This window comes from Candidatus Photobacterium acropomis (assembly GCF_030685555.1).
GTDB lineage: Bacteria > Pseudomonadota > Gammaproteobacteria > Enterobacterales > Vibrionaceae > Photobacterium > Photobacterium lucens.
Genome location: NZ_CP131608.1, coordinates 1 through 24084, shown reverse-complemented (window position 1 = coordinate 24084; position 24084 = coordinate 1). Strand labels below are relative to the sequence as shown.

Below are 24084 nucleotides of genomic sequence, written 5' to 3'. Positions count from 1 at the left end.
CATTGTTATTCTAGGAACGTTACTTTTAGTAGAATATACTCAAGGCATTCTCACTAGATTAAGCGCCTTATAGTCAGTTGGGTATAGCATCAAATATTGCAGCACTGCGTTCCAAGTGGAGGTGAAAAGTGCATGAATTAACAGAAAGTGATTACGATATCCTTCACGCTATGGAGAATATTGTTGATGGTATTGCCGCTATGTGGGGAGAGCACACAGAAGTTCTCTTACATTGTTTAGATGCAAAAAATCCATCAATAATGAAAATTGCAAATGGTCACATCACAGGAAGAGAAGTGGGTGCACCTATTACCAATATTGCGTTGGTAAAGCTAAATGAAGGTAAAGATGTCTCTGATGCCTACATTACCAAAAGTCCTGATGGAAAAACGCTGCGTTCAATTACGACGATTATTCGCAATAAGCAGCACCAGGCGATTGGCATGTTATGTGTGAACTCAAACTTAGATGCACCATTTCAATCAATGATGCAGAGTTTGCTGCCAAATATGTATTCTCATGTTGATCATAGTGTGACAGCAGAAACGTTTGCTCGAAATAATGATGAAATGATGCACAGCTCGATTGAGAATGTGCGCGAGCAGGTCGTGAATGATACAACGATCCCACCATCGAAAAAGAGCCGTGAAATTGTGACGCGTTTGCATGATCTTGGAATATTTGACTTAAAAGATAGCGCACAAATTGCGGCTAAAGGTTTAGATATTTCGATTCATACGATTTATCGTTATTTACGTGAAATTCGCGCTCACGAAGCCTAAAAAGTGTATATCGCATATTTGTGGGGAATAAAAAAAATAAGAACTAAATAACGACGCAAAATAAAAATAAAGTCTTAAACACTTTAAAGTAAGTTGAGTAATTGACTTATTTTAAAGTGTTTTTTTTTGGCTTAACACTTGCACTAGCCATATGTCTTTTATTTTTATTATGGTGATAGGCTGTGAATATGAAAATAAGAACAGGGATTCTTCTTTTAATATCGCTTGTCATAACGAGTATATTATTTACATATCTATTGCTGAAATTAAATAAAAGCGAACCACAGAAATTAACGGTGGTTGATAGTCAACTCGCTGATAAGTCTTATTTTCAAGAATACGGTATACCTATTGTTGAATTTAATAGTATTCACAACATCGCACTAAAAATACAAGAGAATAAAAATATCCATGTTCTTGATATATTCTCTCATGGTGAAGATGGGAAGATATTTTTAGGAAAAGAATCTCTCACTCTTGCCAACATAGATGCTTATCAAGAGATCCTCCAGCAAATCGGTCATCACCTTGGTGCAGAAGGCCACATTAATGTTTTAGGCTGTGATGTTGCGCAATCTGAACAAGGCAAACAACTGATCGAAAAAATCGCTGAATATACAGGCGTGTCTGTTGCGGCTTCTACAGACTTAACGGGTAACCCACAAAAAGGTGGTGATTGGGATTTAGAGTATCAAAGTTCTAAAAAAGTCATGTCTGCTCAGAACACAGATCTTTATTCCTTTAATACGTATTTAAATTACCCACAAGTATTAGCTTGTTCTACTGCATTAAGAGCAACGACGGGCGCTGATATTAAATCACTGCCAGGTTATAACGAAGATCCTGCGGATGGATTTCCAGCAGGAAAAGTAACCATTGTTGGTGATGAATTATTTTCGAGTGCATTGAAAGTAGGGGGAGGAAATGAAAAGCGTTTTGAAATCGAAATTCTAGCACCAGGTGATGCTGCAACAGCAACATTTCCAATGATAGTGAAATATAAATTTCGTATTCGTTGTGAAGATAGTGGTGATTGTGATGCATTATTTGGTTTAACTGACCATATTGATGTGAATGTGGGGGGATTTGGTAATAACCCATTTATTTGGGCTGCAATGGATGGGCAATGGAATGGTACAAATACGCAAATATTAGGTGCTGCAGATTGGTCTGGATACAGTAGTACTGTTGTTGGATTATCGACCACGCCAAGAGACTTTACACTTGAATACACCGTTCAAAGTGATGGCTCAATGACATCTATTATGTCTGTACATGAAATAGATGGTACTGAACTTCATGTAACACCGGTACAAACAGAGCCGAATGCTTTGGATTTATCTCAAGGGCTCTATTTTGTTCATTTTACGCACTCGAATGATCCTGGCGATCAAAATTATGTTTTTATGGGGTTTGAGTCTGTCGCAGTGACAGAGCATTGTGATTATGGTGATCATAATGTCCGTTACTTAGATGCAGCACATGATACTTCGTCAGACTCAACATTATATATGGGAGCTGCTATAGCTGATATTGAGCAGCTTAGCCAGAATACGGCAAATGGCGGCACGGATGTGACTGGTGATGATAGCGATGCTAATGGTGATGATGAAGATGGTGTTTTCGTCGGCTCTATTGCTAACAATATCGCTATTCAGGGACAAGTTTTTAATGTTGGGGATATCGTTAGTTTAAATATCCCAACAAATGGTACCGGTGTGCTTAATGCCTGGGTTGATTGGAATGATGATGGTGATTTTGATGATGTCGATGAACAAATTGCGACAAATCTCAGTCCTGCGGCCAATGTGATATCACTCTCTTTACCTATATCGCTAAATTCGATTGTTGGCACTGTTAATAGTCGCTTTCGTTATGGTTCAGAATCAAATATAGATTGGCATGGTGAAGCCGTTGATGGTGAGGTAGAGGATCATAGTTTTATTGTTAATGGTGATCTTGATTATGGTGATGCGCCTGATACGGGCATAGGGATGGGATCTGATAATTTTGAAACCTTAGCCAGTAATGGCGGTCCTTATCAAACTATTAATAGTAATTTATATATTGGTTATAGCGCCCCAGACTTGGATTCGGGAAATTTACAAAATGCGACCGCTACTGCTGATGATACGGATAATAATCCTGATGAAAGCGATCTCAATCTACTACCGATCCAATCTTCTTCAACAGATTATAAAATATATATTCCCGTGACTAATAATGTTGGTTCGACAGCAACTTTAGTGGGTTGGATTGATTTTAATCGTAATGGTCAATTTGAAGAAAGCGAAGGACAAATTGTTCAAATTCCAAATGGTGTGACGCAAGTAAATACTGAGCTTGAATGGAACAATATCACGCCCAGTAATGCCAGTGCGCTTTTTTTACGCTTACGATTGATTAGCCGTGCTGTTACAAATATAACCGAAGTCTCTTCGCTTGGAGGGGATGGAAGTGGTGAGATTGAAGATCACCAAATCGTGATGAATGATATCGATTTAGGTGATGCGCCAAGCAGTTATGGCATCGATCCCTCTTTAGGTGGTGCTTACCATGTCATCAAAGATAATACGACCTTGTATTTAGGCTCCTCGACCATTGATACTGATGTCAGTGGGCAGGCATCCAGTGATGCTCTTGGTGATGATAATGCAAACAGTGACGATGAAAATGGGATAACGTCAGTATTAATGCCACTTCCACTAGGCGCATTGACTTATCCTGTTGAACTGACAGTGCGTAATACCACGGGTAGTGATGCGTATCTCGCAGGGTGGATTGATGCCAACCGTAATGGTGTGTTCGATGCCATTGAAGGGCAAGTAGTGACCATTGCAGATGGACAAAATGGTGCCTATACGTTCACCTTTAATGCCACACAATTACAGTATTTAACTTCGGGTAGTAGCTATATTCGTTTTCGCTTTTCATCCGATCCCTTGACTGTATCGGACTCTAATGGTGCGGCGAGTAATGGTGAAGTCGAAGATTACGCCGTGTTATTGGGGGGCGGGGATTTTGGTGACTTGCCAGATACGTCGGCAACCACTGCCGCCAATAATTACCAAACCGATTTAGCCAATAATGGCCCGTATCACAGTATTGATGGTTTATCGTCGTTGTATTTAGGGAACGTAGCACCGGATGCGGATACGGTTTCATTGCAATCAACGAATGCCGATGGTGATAACCTCGATGGCACGAATGATGAGGAGGGGCTATTAACGCAAGCGCTCCCAGTGCTGACCAATGGCGCAGGGTATCAAGCCAATGTGTCGGTAACCAATCATTCAGCGCAAGATGCGTATTTATATGCGTGGATTGATTGGGATCGCGATGGCAGCTTTGAGCCCGATGAACTCATTCAACAAGCGGTAACAGTACCGTATGGCGTGCAACTGATCCCTGCCAGTAGTGGGACTCAAACCTATTCATTAAGTTGGCTTAATGATGTTGCCACCGTGAATAATCAGACTTATGGCGTACGATTACGTGTCACAACAGAAATCCTTGAAGATGATACCAATACTGCCACCATTGATGAGCGTTCATTGGGGTTTGCAGCTAACGGTGAAGTGGAAGACTATTTCTTAACTGCGAATAACCTCGATTTAGGGGATGCCCCCGATAGTTACCAAACCTTGATTTTAAGCGATGGCCCAGCCCATGCGTATGTCAGTAACCTCTATTTAGGGGCAGCAACCATTGATAGTGATGTTACCGTTACCCCTTCCATCAATAGTGACAGTGATGATAACACCAGCACCGATGATGAAACGGGGATAGATCAACCTTTGCCATTAGTCTCTGCCAGTGCGACGTCATTCAGTGTGGAATTGTCTGCGTATAATGCGTCAGGTTCGATGGCAACACTGGTGGCATGGCTCGATAAAAACCAAGACGGTAGATTCAGTGCCGATGAAGTGGTTGATGATCTCAATGTTGCCGCCAATGGCACGCCTTTCACTAACGCAACATTCAGCCCTGATAATTACCCTACCGGCAGTGATAACCGCACCAATAAAGTCACCCTGACATGGAACGGGCTAAGTGGTTTAAGCCAAGGCACCATGGGGCTACGGATTCGGATTGCCAATACCAGCTTAAACACCAACGATTGGGGCGGCTTTGCTAACGGCGGCGAAGTCGAAGATTATACCGTGTCGATTGGTGAGTTTGACTTTGGTGATGCAGAAGATGGTGCCAGTGGTACCGCCTCTGGTGCAGGCGATTACCGTAGTACCCTCAGTGATAATGGCCCATACCATGGCTTAAATAGTACTCTCTTTATGGGCGCTGCCATGCCGGATGCTGAAAACGATGCCAATGCCAGCTCTGCCACCATGGCCGATGGCGATGATACTAACAGCAGTGATGATGAAGATGGCGTGGTTCTGCCTGCGATAGATAACAGCCCCGTTCCGAGCAGTCACACCGCCACCGTGAATGTCACCAATAATACCGGCAGTGATGCCACCCTATATGGCTGGATTGATTTTGATCGTAATGGACGCTTTGATGCTGATGAAATGGCAAGTGTTACCGTCCCAACAGGCACAACAAGCAGTGATATTGCCGTTACATGGTCGAGTTTCCCTGGCATTACAACGGGGTATACATTAAGTCGATTCCGCTTAACCACCGATACCTTAACCCATTTAGGAGCCGCCACCGCAGAAGATGAACGAGCACTCGGGGGGGCAACCAACGGTGAGGTTGAAGATCACCGCCTTTACATTGGTGATCATGATTTCGGTGATGCCCCTGACAGTTACCAAACCACCTCAGCGGCACAAGGTGCAGCGCATGGTCTTGGTAGCAAAACGACGTTGTATTTAGGGACAACTAATATTGATGCTGAAGTTGATGGGTATGCCAGCAGTAGTGCAACTGGGGATGATACCAATGGCAGTGATGATGAAGATGGGTTACAGCTCTCTGTTGCTAATGATGGCGATACGAATTATCAATTAATCGCAAATGTGTATAACAATACGGGTGCTGATGCGAAATTAGTGGTCTGGATTGATTGGGATCGCAGTGGTAGTTTTGATGCAGATGAAGCGGTGGTGACCGATAATCTTGCCAGTAATGCAACACTGACCTCAGTCAATGTCATGTGGAGTGCCATTTCACCGACGATTTCTTCGGGGGATTATTTTGTCCGCGCAAGGTTAATGGCAAGCAGTGAGCCGATAGATGCAACCACTCCCGGTGGTGCAACCTCAACAGGTGAAGTGGAAGATCATGTATTTAATGTGCTCAATCCCATTATTGTGACAGCAAATACCTGTAGCCAGAGTGCGAATGAATCTTTTGCAGCGCAGGGTGGCTTTTTTGTAGAACAGTTTGAATGGGTCGGTCCAAGAGAATCAGATGTTTTTGCTGAATATAACTATCAAGATTCTGAGCGTATTTTATCGGCAAATTCGGTATTAAACGATGGCTCATTAGCTATTGATTTTGGTGGTGTCAATTCTGATACGCACATTGAATTAGGGACAAATCAATTAACGCCAAGCATTTATACCAATGTTCAATTTTATAATGGGTACACGGCGGCAAATAATCCGAGTGAGCAGGTGACTAGGTACCGTTTGGTGATGCCTTATGATGGCACCATTTCAGTCAGTCGATTGACATCAGGTGATGAAGATGCGGTTTTAGTGGTTAATGGTGTTACAGCGCTTGGTCCTGTTCTTTATTATGGTGCAACTTTTAATCAAGTTTTCAGTGGCGATGTGTCATTCAATCAAAATGATACCGTTGATTTTCTTTTCAGAAATTCAACGCCTGTAAATTACGATGGTGAAGCCTTCTTTGAGATTTATTATGACTGTGATCTTGATTACGGTGATGCACCTACAGGTTACGCAACGCTTAAAGCGGATGATGCGCCTCGTCATTTAATCCAAGCATTTGGTGGTACTGTCGATACCCTTGCTCTTGGCTCAGGTAAAGATATTGATTCAGACGGTCAGCCTGACGCCAATGCGCTAGGGGATGACAATGATATAGAGGGCGACGATGAAACCCTCACGATCCCGGCTATCATTACGATGGATGTGGCGGAATCCATTGATTTTGTGGTGTCCGGTGGCACTGGGTACATCAATGTTTGGGTAGATTCGGATTTTGATAATGATTTTACCACCAATGGCGAACATATTTTACAAGATGTGGCTGTGGTAACGGGGTCAAATTCACTGGATGTTACCGTCCCGGCATTAACTTTAAGTTCCGGTAATACCGTGATGCGAGTGCGTTTATGCTCAATAGAAAATCATTGTAATGTTCTGACTGGGTTAGCTGGGGATGGTGAGATTGAAGATTATCAAGTTAACCTAATACAAGAAAATAAAGATTTTGCTGATGCGCCAGACATAGGTGTTGGCGTTGGTGTAGGCAATTACCGCACTTTACTCAATGACGATGGCCCGCGTCATAGTATTTCAACTGATCTTTACCTTGGTACGAATGCAACCGATGTGGAATCAGATGCCATATCGCCAGACACCACAGCGCTTGGGGATGACAACGATGCCACCGATGATGAAGATGGTGTGGCTTATGGCGTATTGTCGACAACACAAACGACTTATGAAGCCACAGCAACCGTTACCAATAATACGACCAATCCTGCTTATTTATACGCTTGGGTAGATTTCGATCGCAATGGTCGTTTTGATCGAGACGAAAGTATTGATACAGGCATGCTTACCATTGCACCGAACAGCGGCACGACGACAAGAATTTTGCTCTGGAGCACCATGAATGGTCGCGTGAATGAGACCAGTACCTACATTCGAGTGCGTTTAACAGATGAATTACTTGATGATACAGCAACGGGCTCCAATGAAGACACCCGCAGTTATGGTACAACCACATCAGGGGAAGTGGAAGATTATCGATTAGAGATCAATAACAGTGTTGATAAAGGCGATTTACCTGACACCTATAAAACATCGATGGCCTTAGGGGGGCCTTGGCATGTGGTAGAGGGTCATCATCATATTGGTGCGGTTGTGCCTGATACAGAGCTTATTGATCAAATGAACGGTGCCGCCACCGGTGATGATTTAGTGGGTGATGATGAAGACGCAAACATTGTGGATGCAACGGAAGGTGATACCAGTTATAGCACAACGATTGCCGTCACCAATGGAGAAGGGGTAGATATTTACCTCAATGCGTGGGTTGATTGGGATCTCAATGGTAGCTTTGAACCCTCAGAGCATTTTGGCGCAACCGTTGCTCCAGCGGACACCAGCAAAACACTGACATGGACAGGATTAACGCCACTGAATGTGGGGTATTATCCAATTCGTATTCGTTTAGGTGATCTGAATTTAACCAGTAATGATGTTGGTGGTTATGGTGGCAGTGGTGAAGTGGAAGATCATTTGATTGAGGTGGGCTTTAGTACAACAGGACCAACTACAACATGTAATGCCGTCAATATAGGTAGCTTTGGTGTTTATTCTTTACGTACTGATTTCATGGGAACACAGGTATTAGATCCAACGAATTATGGGACTACGGGGATTTATAATAGTGTTTCTAGCATTAACATAATGCATACGAATACTGCTTTGATCAGTCAAACCGCAGAAGAATTGAGAGCCCAATATCAAATTGTTACGGCAGCAGATGATGGTGGAGTTAATGCGGCTGTTTTAAAAGCATATGTTGATTTAGGCGGTGTCCTAATATATGACTATCATCAACATGGTTGGGCAACACTCCAAGAATTTGGCGTGACAGTCGATGAAATACCGATGTTGAGTGATAATACACAAAGAACGATTGATGTGAAAAATTTCCCGATAAATAACGGGGTATTTGGTAACATGATTGGTCAACCAAATATTATCAATACAAGACCGAATGCGGTACTTAAAGGGACATTGCCTGCGGGTAGCCAACTTTTTGCTACTTTCATTGATGGTGAAGCGATTGAACGTCCAGCTTTATTCACTCTCGGAGCGGGTAATCGTGCCATTATGATGTTTGATGAAATGTTCATTGAAGGTCCAGGACAGATCTGGGAATACTCGGGTGCGATAGACACCAACCAAGAACGTTTCATGCATAACGTCATGGCATATGCTTTAGATCAAACGACCTGTTATGGCAATTTTTATGACTACGGTGATGCGCCAGCAAGTTACGGTACTTATAGTGCTGATAACGGTGCGCACCATACTGCGACTTCTGTGTTATATATTGGTGCTACACAAGCAGATGCTGAAGTTAATGGTCAGCCGTCCATGAATGCGGATGGTGATGATACAAACAATATTGCCGATGAAGACACGCTTACTATTCCAGTTCTTTCGCCTTCAATGACAAATTGGTCGTTGGATGTTCCTGTCACTAATACTACAGGCAGTGCAGCAACCTTATACGGATGGGTGGATCATGATGCTGATGGGCAATTTCAAGCCGATGAAATGACGTCAGTTGCGGTACCAGATGGTACCAATAATGCCAATGTGACTTTAAATTGGACAAACTTATCAAATGGGAATGGCGGTGACGTTGGTGCAAGTGCAATTCGTTTACGTTTAACCACGGATGATTTAGACGCCACCCAACCTGACAATATAGGTACAACAGATGTTGATGAGAGAGCATTAGGCGCAGCAACAGACGGTGAAGTGGAAGATCATGGACATAGAGTTACTTTCCATTGGCTACAAATATTAAGGTATACGGGAACTGAAGATCAGCCAGCTCATGTTAACGCGTCATTAGAGGCGCAATATGGCGCTGGTAATGTTACCTATGAACAACTCACCATGACGACGGCAGCTGATCTAGTACTCAATGATTTATTTGATTATCAAATGGTCGTATTTAGTGCGAATTTTGGAAATAATTTGCCTGTTGAGTCAGCTGCAGACTTGAATGTGTTGGTGGATTATCATCAAGCCGGTGGTGTATTGATAACAAAATCTGAGCGAGGACAGACAGATAGTGGTGTTTTCCTAAATGCATATCTAGCGCATCAATTTGGATATTTAGGTGCGACTGAATCACCATTTAGTGGGCCAACGTATATGCCTCGTTTCCATCCATCAACATCAGCTGGCGGATTATCATTACAAGAAACAATCCAAACAACAGCAACGATGAACATATTAAGAGGTCTCGATAATCGGAGTATTTTATATACGACACCAATAGTTGATGGGTCTTGTAATGATGTCCCAGCTGTAAATTGGTTAGTGCCGTGGAATCCACAAAGTGATGGTGGTTATACTTACCCAAGAACACAGCCTGGTTTCTGGTTAGGGTCGGGTGAAAATCAAGAATTTTTCACAAATATATATGCTTCTGGTAATGCTGTGAACCGAGAAGGATATGGTCGATATATTTACGAGTATTATAAGCAACCAACGGCGTTTGAGGCTCGTAATGATTGGGTAAGTGATCCGAATAATGTTCATCCAAGTTGTAATGATGTTGAACTGGACTTTGGTGATGCGCCTGATACATCCAGTGCTCAAGCTGTTAATGATTATACGACAAGTTATCAATTTGATGGTCCTCGCCATATTAACAATGGCGAAGTGTATCTTGGCACTGCCCCTACTCTTGAAACTGATGCGTATGTATATACCGATGCCAACGGCGATGTTGATGATGGTGTTGCACTCAGTCCTGCCTTTAGTGGGGATAACACCTTCACAGTTACCGTCAATGCCACGAACGATAAAACAATCGATGCAAATTTGGTTGCTTGGTTTGACTTTAATCGCAATGGACAATTTGAAGCGTCAGAAGGCGTGACACAAGTGGTGCCTGCCAATACTACTGCGCAAGATTATGTGCTTGCCTTCAACCTAACGGGCACGATTGCCAATGGTGCGACTTATTATGCCCGTTTCCGTATTACTACCGATGCCATTGATACGACCAGTGAAACAGGGCAGGCCAGTGACGGTGAAGTCGAAGATTATCAAATTGTTGGCGTACTTGGCGGTATCTTTGATGGCGGTGATGCGCCAGATTCTTACATGACATCCTTAGGCAGCGGTGGTCCTTACCATGTGCAAACCAATAACCTATTGATGGGTCAGCCTGGTAATCTTGGTTTGATATACCCAGATACAGAGTCTCCAGTACCAAGTGTGGGTGCAAACAGTGATGATAGCAGTGGCGTAGATGATGAAGATGGCTTGCAATTGCCTCCGCTTTACGTTGGTGATACCACATACACTCTTCAAGTGTTAGGGCGCAGTGTGATTGGTACTGGATTGACCGCCAAAATAGTCGTGTGGGTAGACTGGGATCGCAATGGTACTTTTGATGCGGATGAAGGGCAGACTTACGATGGTGTGCCACATAGCGGTAATTATACCTATGCCGATTTTACGTGGACAGGATTGAATATCACTGCGGGTGATTATTATGTTCGAGCCCGAATTATGCCAAGTACGGATGCGATAGATGAAACTACCCCAGGGGGCTATGCCTCATTGGGTGAGGTGGAAGATCATGTCATAACGGTAACGCCGTCATCGCTCACGTCTAGCGGGTGTAACAGTGAAACTTTCTTTGAACATGATTTCAGAGACTTCAATAATGAAGGCTGGTTAATCAATGGATTAGAACAGAATGATCCGTATACCGCCAATAATGCGTCTGCACGCTCCCGTGGTTTTTATGTGATTGCTGATACGAATTGGGATGTGACGTTAAAACGTCGAATTGAAACCCGTGTAGGTGATACCATCAAAGTCAATGTGTGGGTTGGACGTTTGTCAGCCAATGCCAATGATTACTTTGAAGTCTTCCTTGATAGCACTTCTATAGGCACCATACCTGCAACCAGCATGACGGCAGGCCATGACAGCCCTCAGCAGTTATTTGTTCAGGGTATTGCACCAAGCAATAACATGGAATTGACCTTGTTGATGCACCACAATCACGCGTTGGGTAATAATGACTATAACGTCACAGACATTACTGTTGAGCGCATCGGTGCAGGTGGATGTACTTATGATTATGGTGATGCACCTGATAGCTATTTGACCTTAGATGCCAGCGTAGGAGCGCGACACGTTATCACGGGGACGAGTGGTTACGTCAGTAACATGGTGCTGGGGGCAGAGCGTGACGCAGAGTTTGATGGCATCCCGAATGCAACGGCGGATGGTGACGATCTTGACGGCACAACCGATGATGAAGATACGGTATTACCTACCGCTATCACCGCCTTATCGTCCACCAGTATTGATTATTTGGTCGCAGGCAGTGATGGTTATTTGAATGTATGGGTAGATGCTGATATCGACAACACCTTTAATACTGCCGGTGAGCACGTCATTCAAGATCAAGCGGTCAGTATTGGTTCAAATTCACTAGAGACAGTCGTGCCCTATTTAGGTTTAACGGGGGCAACGTATTTACGTGTTCGAGTCTGTGAATCTGAAGGTGAATGTAATACCCCTAGTGGTTATGCCGAGAGTGGTGAGGTGGAAGATCATGTCATTACCTTAAATCCGCCAAGCCTTGATTTTGGTGATGCACCCGATACAGGAGCTGGAATTGGTACTGGCAATTATCGTACTCGTTTTAATTTAGATACGACCGATTTAGGGCCTTATCACGTCCCTGATGCAGATCTGTATTTAGGGGAAGAGAGTGCCGATGCTGAAGGTGATGCAACACCAAATAGTTCCGCGTCTGGCGATAATCTCACAGGGGCGAATGATGAAGATGGCTTTATGCTATCCCCGATAACCACTACCGATACCAGTTATACCAGTGCTGCGATCGTCACCAATAATACCGGCAGTGATGCGTATTTATATGCATGGATAGATTGGGATAACAGTGGCTCGTTTGATAAAGACGAACTGGTTGATACGGGTGTCATCACGGTATCAAATGGCACAACCAGCCAAATGGAATCTTTAACCTGGTCGACGATCCCTGCGTTGGCAAATGGTGATGTGTACTACGTACGACTACGACTCACCAACGATGTATTCGCCGATACCGCCACAGGCAGTGATGAAGATCCCCGCTCCTTCGGGGCCGCCACCAATGGGGAAATCGAAGATCACCGTATCGTGGTCGGCGATAGGGACTATGGTGATGCACCTGAAACCTATAACACCTCTTCAGCCAATAATGGGGCGTATCACATTGCAACCAGCACCTTGTATTTAGGTGATCAAGTGGGGGATACCGAACAAGATGCTACACCTGATTTACTGGCGCGCAGTGATGACAGTAATACCAGCCCTGATGATGAAGATGGGGTGAATATTCTGTTGCCAATTTCACTTGATGCAACCGAGTACAGCACGATCGTGGAAGCCACCAATACCACAGGGACTGATGCTACGTTATGGGGCTGGATTGATTTCAATCAAGATGGCTTGTTTGATGCCTCAGAAGCCCAGTCGATTAGCGTACCAACGGGCACCAATCAAGATCCATTTACCTTAACCTGGACAGGGCTCGACAGCATTGGTTTAACTTATGGCATGACGTACTTGCGCTTGCGTGTAAGCACCGATGGCTTATCTGCCAATACTTGGGATGGGGGCGCAAATGACGGTGAAGTCGAAGATTTCTTATTGGCGATTGGTTTAGGGGATTTAGGCGATGCGCCAGATACCTATGGCACCGACAGAGTGGATGTGAGTGGTGAAGGTTCAGGGGCGATGCACATCGTTGAAGACACGCCATTAGTGTATCTCGGTGCAATTGCGCCAGATAAAGAAGCGGATGGTTTTGTTGATGGTATTGATAATACCGGTGATGCGACCGACGATGATGTTATTGGGGCTGATGAAGATGGCGTCACAATTCCTGTAATAGTTAATGCACAACCGGTAGTGCCAGTACAATTTACGACACGTGTACATACCGATGCTAATGCAACGTTATACGGCTGGCTGGATTTTGACCGAGATGGTGTCTTTGATGTAGCAACAGAAGCAGCAACGCCAATCACATTAACCGCAGCAGATGAAGATACAGATCAAACGCTGAGCTTTAATGTACCGAGCGATGTGTTAACAGGTATTAGTTACTTACGTGTTCGTATCTGTCGTGATACCACCGACTGTTCAACCCCACATGGCCTAGCTGATGATGGTGAAGTGGAAGATTATCAAATCACACTGGATGTTGAATATGATTACGGTGATGCGCCAGAAAGTGCGGGCTTCAATACGTTAGAATCGAGTATGGGTACACGTCATGCTACAGGTAGTCCATATATCTACCTAGGTACTGTCCCTGGTGATGCTGATACCGATGGTTTTGGTGATGGTATCGATGATAACGGTAATGCCACTGATGATGATTTGGATGGTGTACCTGATGATGAAGATGCATTTGCTGTGTTGCCAACTTACTTACGCGGTTCGGGTTCGTTAGCGCTGACGGTTGTTTGTAATGATCATGATGGTACTAGTGACTTAGGTGCCATGGTTTATGGTTGGATTGACTTTAATGTGAATGGCGATTTGTCAGACATAGGAGAATTTGCTCAAGCGCCATGTAATGACGTTGATGCGATATCTGATGGCTCTGCGACATTAAACTTCACGGTTGCAGATGATAGTGGGCTCGACATTATTTATCTCCGCTTACGAACAACCACCGATACCTTAACCCAAGCTGATATTGATTTGTCTGCTGGTGATGGTGAAGTGGAAGATTATGAATTATCAACCCGTGATTATGGTGATGCACCTACGTCATTTACCGCAGGTGGTGTAGCAAGTCACCATGTTGGTAGCAATTATATTGGTACAGGTGTGGATGTCGATACTGGACATTATGCCGTTGCTGATGGGGATAACCTTCCTGCAGGGGCTACAGGTAATGGTGATGACGAAACGGGCACCACTATTGTGCTTTATAACACTATTGCTAATACTGGCGTCAAGATGGCGGGCTCCTATATTGAAGTCGATGCGACTAATGATGGCTTTATTTCAGTATGGGTAGATTGGGATAACAGTGGTGACTGGGGACAAGCTGGCGAGCAATCGATCAATGATATGGCTGTCACTGCGGGTAATAATATTCTGCCTATACCAACAGCGGCATCATTTACCGGAACACAATTCTGGACTCGCGTGCGTTACTGTTCAACGGCGGGTAACTGTAACACCATAACGGGCATTTCAAATGATGGTGAAGTAGAAGATCACTTTGTGACCTTAACTGACGTGAGCTGTTTACCATTAGGCTCACAATTTACCATGGTTTCAGGTGCAAATTCATTTGTTGATAACAGCACGAATGAAATCATTATTACACCTAATGCAGGTAATCAACGTGGAGCATTCTGGACCACAGATAAGTTTAATTTAGAAGAACCATTTAGATTACGCTTTGGTATTTATCTTGGTAATAACGATGCGGGTGCGGATGGTGTGACTTTCACCTTACAAAATACCGCCGCTGGTAACCAAGCGATTGGTTTATCTGGTGGTGGCTTAGGTTCTCAGGGGCTAGATCCTGCGATTACAATTGATTTTGATACCTACGCAAATGGAGCTAGTTTTCTTGATATAGCCAATGATCACACTGCGATTTATGATCCTGCATCTGTGCCATTTACGCTAATTGGTGCTGAGACCCATGACCTAGGAAACATTGAAGATAATCAATACCATGAAGTCGTGTTTGATTGGGATCCAACGACTACAACCTTTGATTACTACTTTGATGGTTTACTGAAAGAGTCATTAGTCCGTGACTTTATTGCCGATGATTTCAATGGTAATAACAACCTGCATTACGGCTTTACAGGGGCAACAGGTGGGGCTACGAACTTACAGAAGGTCTGTATCATAGAACAAACGATTACCTTTACTGAATATGATTTTGGTGATGCTCCTGATACCACTGCAGGCACAGCGAATGTTGATTACACCACCACTAAATCGAATAACGGTGCGATGCATGTGCTCTACGATTTTGATGCAGATGATCAGAACGATATTGTTCTCGGTAGTGAAATCGATGCTGATGATGGCGCATTACAAAACTTGTCTGCAACCGCTGATGATGTGACTAATACGCCTGATGATGAAGATGGTGTGGTCTATAGCACAACTATGAGACCGGGTGATCCTGAAACACTTCAAATCACGACCTTAGTCGATCCGGACACCGATTTAACGGGGCTGGAAGTGTATGCATGGATTGACTGGAACCGTAATGGTGATTGGTCAGATGCTGGAGAGCAAGTAGTAGCCGATAACGCTGCTATTGCGAATGCACAAACACCGTACAATCTCACAGTACCTGCGAATGCTAGCCTCGGTTATACCTATATGCGAGTACGTATATGTTCTGACTCTGGCTGTAATAGCCCAGTAGGAGCCGCCAGTGATGGTGAGGTGGAAGATTACCGTATCTTCATTTCCAACCTTAATTTAGTGAATACCTGTGATCAGCTCTATGTGACAGAGTCGACGACGGAAGGCGGGAACTACAGCTATTCTGCTGTAACACCAGTGCAACCACTCACCTTTGAGTTTAATAACATTGTGACGGGTGTTAACTACAACTTATTGAACTCATTAGCTTTTGACCGTGATAGCGGATTAATGTACTCCACCTTTAATAACCAAGCGGGTAATACATCGGGTAATATTGAGTTAGTGGTGACAGATACTTCGGGTACTAGCTTTATATCGCTTGGTGAAATCATCTCTGATGGTACTTATACCATCAATGACCTTGCTGGTGGTGGTGTAACGGTAAATGCTGGGGATCCACTGCCGTCCAATATTGGTGGTAAATATCCTGCCAATATGGGGACCATTTCACGAGATAATCAATTCTATTACATCACTAATAATCGTTGGGATAGTTTGATCACGATTAATCTGTTCGAAATGACATACAGTGCGAAACCTATTCCAGCCGCATTAATCAATAACAATGCACTCCGGATTGGCTCTGATTGGGCGGTATCAGAAGTGGATGGTTTAATCTATGGTGTAGATTTAACGGGGAATGGTTTCCAAGCCAGTGGTGCGGAAACGGAGCCAACGACACCAACCTTATATGCTTATGATCCGGTCGCAAATACCGTAACAAGTCAGCCGCTTAACTTTAATGGTGCGAAGGCTCCAAATTATTGGACTGGTGCGGTAGCGACGGATGATTTGAATCATTTGTATGCCATCACGCTAACAGGGGATCATGATACTGATGGCGATGGTAGCTACGATTTAAATGATCGTGTTGCAATGTACCGTATTAACACCATTAATGGTGATGCTTCTTACATTATCCCAAGTAGCTATTCAGGTGTTGGTTTCCATGACATGGCAGGTTGTATAGCCAGTATTGATAAGGGTGATGCGCCGCAAAGCTATGGTGAAGCGGGTCACCGCAATGTCGATGTTGATATTTCAGGTACACCAGATCTGATCTTAGGTAGTGTGTGGGATCCTGACTTATATGACTTCTACAGTGCAGATGCCACGGGTGATAATACAACAGGTGAAGATGATGAAGATGGCGTTAATATGCCAGCCGATATCATTGTTTCAACCTTAACCACATTACCTATCACCGTGTTTGAGAAAGACGGTAACAGTTCATATCTCAATATCTTCGTTGACTTAAATGGTGATGGTGACTTTACCGATACTGGTGAAGCAGTACTGTCCGATTACACCGTGAGTAGTGGACTCAATAATGTTCCAGTCACATTAGATGCGGCTTACACATCAGGGTATAACGGTGACACCTTCATCCGATTCCGTGTGTGTGATGCGCCATCGCTGTGTGATTCACCGCTAGGTACGGTTGATAACGGTGAAGTTGAAGACTACATGTTCAACTTGATCAACCAAATTGTATTAGAAGGTACTGTATTTGAAGATAACGGTGTCGGTGGTGTGACTGCACATAATGGTATTCAAGAAGGTACTGAACGCGGGATTGCTAATTACGTAGTTAGGGCGATTTATAACGATGTGGCTATTCCTGGTTATGTGGCAGGACAAGAAATTATGCGTACATTAACGGCTGGTGATGGTAGTTATACATTAGTGCTAGGGGTGGAATTTGCTGATAAAGATATTATTGTTGAAGTGGTGTCGCAAGCAGCGTGGATAGATATATCAGAAGCGGATGTGACAGATCCAGCCTTAGGTTTAGTGGGTAAAGTGACGAATAGCTTATTGACTGATAGCCTAATGATTGTCAATGCTAGTGCGGGTGATTATTTAGCCAATATCGACTTTGGTAAAGTGACGATGCCAACGCTAGAGCCTGATAACTACACCGAAACTGAGCCGGGCGTTCCTGTATTCTTTAGCCATAAATACAATGTGAACACTTCAGGTGATGTGAGCTTTACTATTGCTAATCAACAAGCAGCACCAAGTGGTTATGGCTGGAGTGAAGTATTGTACTTTGATGCTAACTGTAACGGTGAATTGGATGCTGGCGTGGATGGTGTCGTTACCAATCCGACAGCAATGAGTGTTGATACAACATCTCAAATTTGTCTGATTGTCAAAGTCAATGTGCCAGCCAATGTGCCACTGCATGGCGTATATAACTATCAACTCATTGCGGATATTGATTTTGCTAATACCACAGAAACGAATCAAGTTAGTGATGTTGACACCGTTAGGGTCAGTTTCAGTGGTGCGGGTGAATTGGAAATAGAGAAGACAGTGAAAAATATCACCCAAAATGATGTGGAAAGCCGTAGTAATCAAGCCAGACCCGGAGATGTACTGGAGTACACTATTTACTTCACTAATAACGGTGGTGGTGATATTGATACTATTAAATTATTTGACAGTGTGCCTGAATTTACCGAGTTAACGGAAATGGTGAGTTGTACTGCTCCTGCAACATCACTACCAGCGAGTATCGTGTCATGTAATGTGCTTACTGCTGATGGAACGAATGATGCGGGTTATGACGGCGGTATTGAATGGCAACTTGGTGGTATTTTAGCACCGTCAGAACGTGGTTATGTGACGTACCGTGTGACTGTTAAATAAAATAATTGCTAATAAATAAGAATTAAATAGCAATGCAAAATAAAAAAAATGCTAAACACTTTAAAGTAAGTTGAGTAATTGACTTATTTTAAAGTGTTTTTTTTGGCTTAACACTTGCGTAAACGATGTGTCATTTATTTCTACAATGGTGATAAATTGTGGTCATGAAAATAAGAACAGGGATTTGGATATTAATATTACTTTTCATTGGTAGTATTTTATTTACATATCTATTATCGAAATTAAATAAAGGTGAACCACAGAAGTTAACGGTGGTTGATAGCCAAGTAACCAATAAGTCTTATTTTCAAGAATATGGTATTCCCATTGTTGAGTTTAATAATCTTGAACAATTGGTATTCAGTTTAGAAAGCAAAAAAGGGATCCAGATCCTTGATATTTTTTCTCATGGTGAGGTTGGAAAAATCACCATAGGTCAAGATGATATTACGCTAAAAAATATTCAGCAATATAAGCCATTATTAATGGCATTGGGTAAACAGCTCGATAAGAATGGACACATTAATATATTGGGCTGTGATATTGCGAAAACAGATGAAGGCAAAATATTAGTTCGTAAGTTTGCTGAATATACTGGCGTGTCTGTGGCAGCCTCTATTGATCCGACAGGAAGTCATTTCAAAGGTGGTGACTGGGAGTTAGAGTATTTAACACACCCTGCACAGTTTAAACTTTCGTTTCTTTCTAATCGCTATTATGCCTATTCTGAAATACTTTACGATCCTGCTACCTATGATCCCGTAACCACTGATACGGATGATGATGGTGTGATGGATGCTGTCGATATCGATGATGATGGTGATGGGATCATCGATGAAGTTGAGGCCGCATTTTGTGTTCCTGCTGGAACAAATTATATGGGACCAACGTATTTTTCCAGTGTAGGCATTGAAGGTGTCGCTGCGAGCCCAGTTCCAGCCCCTGAAGAATGGATAGATGGTGATGATTCTGGAACAGGAGGAAATGGTTGGGAGCCTTTTACATGGGCTGATATCAATATACCTATTCGTTTGACATTTAACTTACAGGCTCCATTGACTGCTGGTGGTTTTGCATTAGCGAATGACTATGGCGTTCAGGGGGATGGTATTCGTGCGGCAGATGTTATTTTATATGATAGTGATAATAATATTATAGCGACAGAATCGTTTACAGGGTTATCAACCAACAGCACTATTACCGTGCAATATGCATTCAGCCAACAATATGAAGATATTGCTTATTTTGTGATTGAAGCACCTTGGACAGGCCCTGGGGCAGGTGGGGCGGCACCTAATTTCCAAATTCGAGAAGTGGGTTTGTACACATCGAGTGACTATTGTGGCTACTACGAAACTGACAGTGATGTTAATCCTGATCACCTAGATTTAGACAGTGATAACGATGGGATTCCCGATAATATCGAAGCGCAATCGACAACGGGATACATACCTCCAAGCGGTGATGATATTGATGGTGATGGTTTAGACGATGCTTATGATGCCAATATTGGGAGTACCGATCCGACATTAAGTGCGGGGTTAACACCTGAAAATACTGATGGTACTGATAACCCTGATCACCGAGATCTGGATTCTGACGATGAAGGTGGCAATGATACTTATGAAGCGGGTTTAATTTTATCAGGTACAGTGGGTCTCAATGGCTTAGATAGCAATTATGAAGCTGCTGATGACTATACGGATGTTAATGGTACTTTTGATAATACCCAAACTGACAATTTTCCTGATTTAGACAGTGATGTATTTACTGGTGGTGATGTAGATTGGCGAGATGCAAGTAATCCTGATTCCGATTATGGCGATGCACCAGATGCCGGCGTAGGTAGCGGTATTGGCAATTACCGAACCTTATCCAGTGATATTGGTGCTTTTCATTACAACCCCGTTCCAACCTCTATTTTCCTTGGTGAAACTGCCCCAGATGATGAAAGTGATGCAACACAATCAGCAACCGCTGATGGGGACGACACTACAGGTACTGACGATGAAGATGCTTTAGGTGTCACTCAACTTTACGAAACCAGTACTTCCTTTACTTATAATCAGCTAGTTAATAATAACTCAGGCGCAGATGCTTATGTCTATTCGTGGATTGACTGGGATAACAGCGGTACATTTGATCGAGATGAATTTGTTGAAGGTGGTACGGGCACTGGAGATGTCATTGTTGTTCCAACAGGTAGCACGAATCTTGATACGATCATGCAATGGACGAATTTGCCAAGCCTGAGTTCAGGTGAAAATTATTACATTCGCACACGTATTAGTGATCAAGTTTTATCTGATTCAGCCACTGGTTCGCAGGAAGATTCCCGTTCTTATGGTTACGGCGGCTTTGGTGAAATAGAAGATCAGATTCTTACTGTTCAGATTGAACCGTCATTACCTCAATTTTTGTGTAGTGTTTCTTCTCAAGCTTCAACAGGGGAAGAGATCACTCAATTACCTAATTATAACGACGATCCTGCCGATGGCTTTAATGGTACGAGTGTGGTTGGCGATGAATTGTATTCCCAAACAAACGATGGAGCACCGGCTAAGCGATTTGAATTGGAAGTTCTGGCTCCGGGGGAAAGCTTTACCTACCCGATTAACATTGATGTTGAATTCCGTATCCGAAATTTGAATGGCGGTCCGGCAAATGGTGCAGGTGATGGTGACTCACTTTTCTGGTTGACTGACCACGTTAATATGAATGGCGTGTTGACGGGAGACAATGCTTTATACGTTGGTGTTCATGCGCTGTGGAATGGCACTAGCCCAACCATAGCTTCTTATAATCAATCGTCTGTGACGACCATGTCGTCTTCCGCTGGATATGTGAAAACAACGTACAATCGTTATCGCATTAAAATGGCGGTGCAGAGTGATAATAGTGTAACTATGCAGTTGATTGCATTGGACGATAATGGTGTCTTTATTGAATCATCGCCTGTGATATCAGGGAATTACACGTTAGACCCCAATAATGGCATTTATTTTGCTCATACTACCCATTGGAGCGATCCTGTTGCGCAAGCTTATATTTTCGGTGGTGCCAGTTTTGCCGCGACCAATGGTAATGAATGTGATTATGGTGATGCGCCAGATGCAACAGTCAGCGTCACAATGGGGGATTACCGTACCCGTGCCGCCTCAAATGGTCCGGCTCATTCCATTGATAATAGTATTTATTTAGGCAGCATTGCCCCAGATTCTGACACAGATGCTTTCGGTAATGGCACTGATGCTAACGATAATGCCAGTGATGATGACAGCGAAGGTGCAGTCCCAGATGATGAAGATGCTTTCAGTACAACCTTATTGTTATATGAAACCTCTTATTCAACAACCATCGCATGTAATGATTTCAGTGCGGGCAGTGGTGATCATGGCGCAACGGTGCATGGGTGGATAGATGCGAATGCGAATGGTGATTTTGAAGTCACCGAATATGCATCTGCAGCTTGTAATGATACATCGTCATTTGCTGATGGTAGTGCTGCTTTGTCATGGACAGGACTTACCTTAGTCACGGCTGATAGTTATATGCGTTTTCGTATATCAGACACCGCACTAACAGATGCTGATGGATTAGGCAGTGATGATCGAGCTTACGGCATTGTCATGAATGGGGAAGTAGAAGATCATCTGATTCAAATCCTTCATCCCGATGATATGGACGGTGGTGATGCGCCTGATAGTTATTTAGTCGAGTTTGCCGAAGGTGGACCTAAGCACATTCAATCTTCCACTTTGTATTTAGGAGCAGATGATGTGGATGGGGAAGCCTCAACGGCCAGCGATTTAGCCAATTTGGATGATACAACAGGTGCAGATGAGTTAGGGATTTCATTGCCTGATTTATTATTGGGAGAAACAAGCTACACGGCAACGGCAAAAGTCTTTAATAACACAGGCGCAGATGCCACCTTGGTTGCTTGGCTTGATCATAATCAAAACGGCACTTTTGAAGCATCTGAAGCACAACTCCAAACTGTACCATCAAATAACACCTTGACGGATTATCCGATCACTTGGTCTGGTCTATCACCTATTGGTTATGGCGTATATAACCTGCGTTTTCGTTTAGCACCTGCAAGTGATGGTTTGACGACGGCAAGCGTTGGAGGAATTGCCACCAATGGTGAAGTGGAAGATCATCAACTGTCAGTGTTGGAGTGCTCACAAGGCACAGGCAACGAATGGGGTATCTATGATCAAGTTGGCGCAGGAGGCACGACCTTCCCTGGAACTTTCCAAGGTGTCGGTTTTACGGTGACATCTGAGATTGCTCCGAACCTAGTAACGGCTAATGGGAATATTTGGAATTACCCAAATTATTTTTTACACCCGACGACAGACGATGCTGCTGAATACACGCCAAGATTTGAGTATGCAGGCACACATACCGTCACCTTCGACCAGCCAATGACTAACCTCATTATGAATCTCTACTCATTCGGTGCTGGGACGACAAGACCAACCATGACATTTGATACGGATGTCCGTGTAATCTATAGCCCAGATACCTTGCAACATTCTCCACGGGTTATTCAAGCCGCTGAGTTTCCTCGTGGTGGTTCGGGTGCCAACGGTACAATCTTAATTGAAGGCACGGTCCAATCCTTCTCATTTGACGTTGATATTCCAGAATATTGGTGGACGATTAACTTCAGTGCGGGTGACTGTAAAATAGCGCAGCCGAAAGACATTGGTGATGCTCCAGACATGACCTCAGGTATTGCAGTACAAGATTATCAGACATTATTAAGTAACCAAGGCGCGGCACATATTCTTGCGGATACCGATGCTGATACACAGGTAGATATCACTTTAGGTACAGCGTGGGATGAAGAAACCCAATATTGGAATACCGCGACTGTGATGCAAAACCTCACCGCGAACGCAGATGATGTGAATAATATCGACGATGAAGATGGGGTTACTTTCCCAGCCAATTGGACGCCGGGAGAATCTGTCAATGTTGATGTTACCCTCACCAAAGATCCCGATACGACCTTAAATGGTCTTCAGGTGTACGCATGGGTTGATTGGAATTTAGATGGTGACTGGGATGATGCGGGCGAGCAGATCATCAATAATGCTACCGCAGCAGAGGGAATAAATACGGCTGCGATAACCGTACCTGCCGGTGCAAGCCTTGGTTATTCTTACGTTCGGGTTCGTGCCTGTTCAACTGACACCAGTTGTAACTCACCAATAGGTGAAGCCAACGATGGTGAAGTCGAAGATTACCGTATCTTTATTTCTGAC

Annotated in this window: 2 protein-coding genes and 1 pseudogene; all 3 read left to right on the top strand. The window is 43.6% G+C overall.

Annotation, left to right across the window (positions count from 1 at the left end; genetic code table 11):
- Positions 1-128 precede the first annotated feature (128 nt).
- Entirely contained in the window at positions 129-782 is a 654-nt protein-coding gene (locus Q7657_RS00105) for a helix-turn-helix transcriptional regulator (RefSeq protein WP_053987660.1), read from the top strand.
- Positions 783-1078: 296 nt separating this feature from the next.
- Positions 1079-18805 carry a GEVED domain-containing protein gene (locus tag Q7657_RS00100; RefSeq protein ID WP_181319864.1) on the top strand — a complete coding sequence of 5909 codons (17727 nt, stop codon included), beginning with the start codon at positions 1079-1081 and terminating at the stop codon, positions 18803-18805.
- Between the two features lie 164 nt (positions 18806-18969).
- A pseudogene (locus Q7657_RS00095) lies at positions 18970-24060 on the top strand (DUF4347 domain-containing protein); the annotation flags it as partial.
- Positions 24061-24084: the final 24 nt, after the last annotated feature.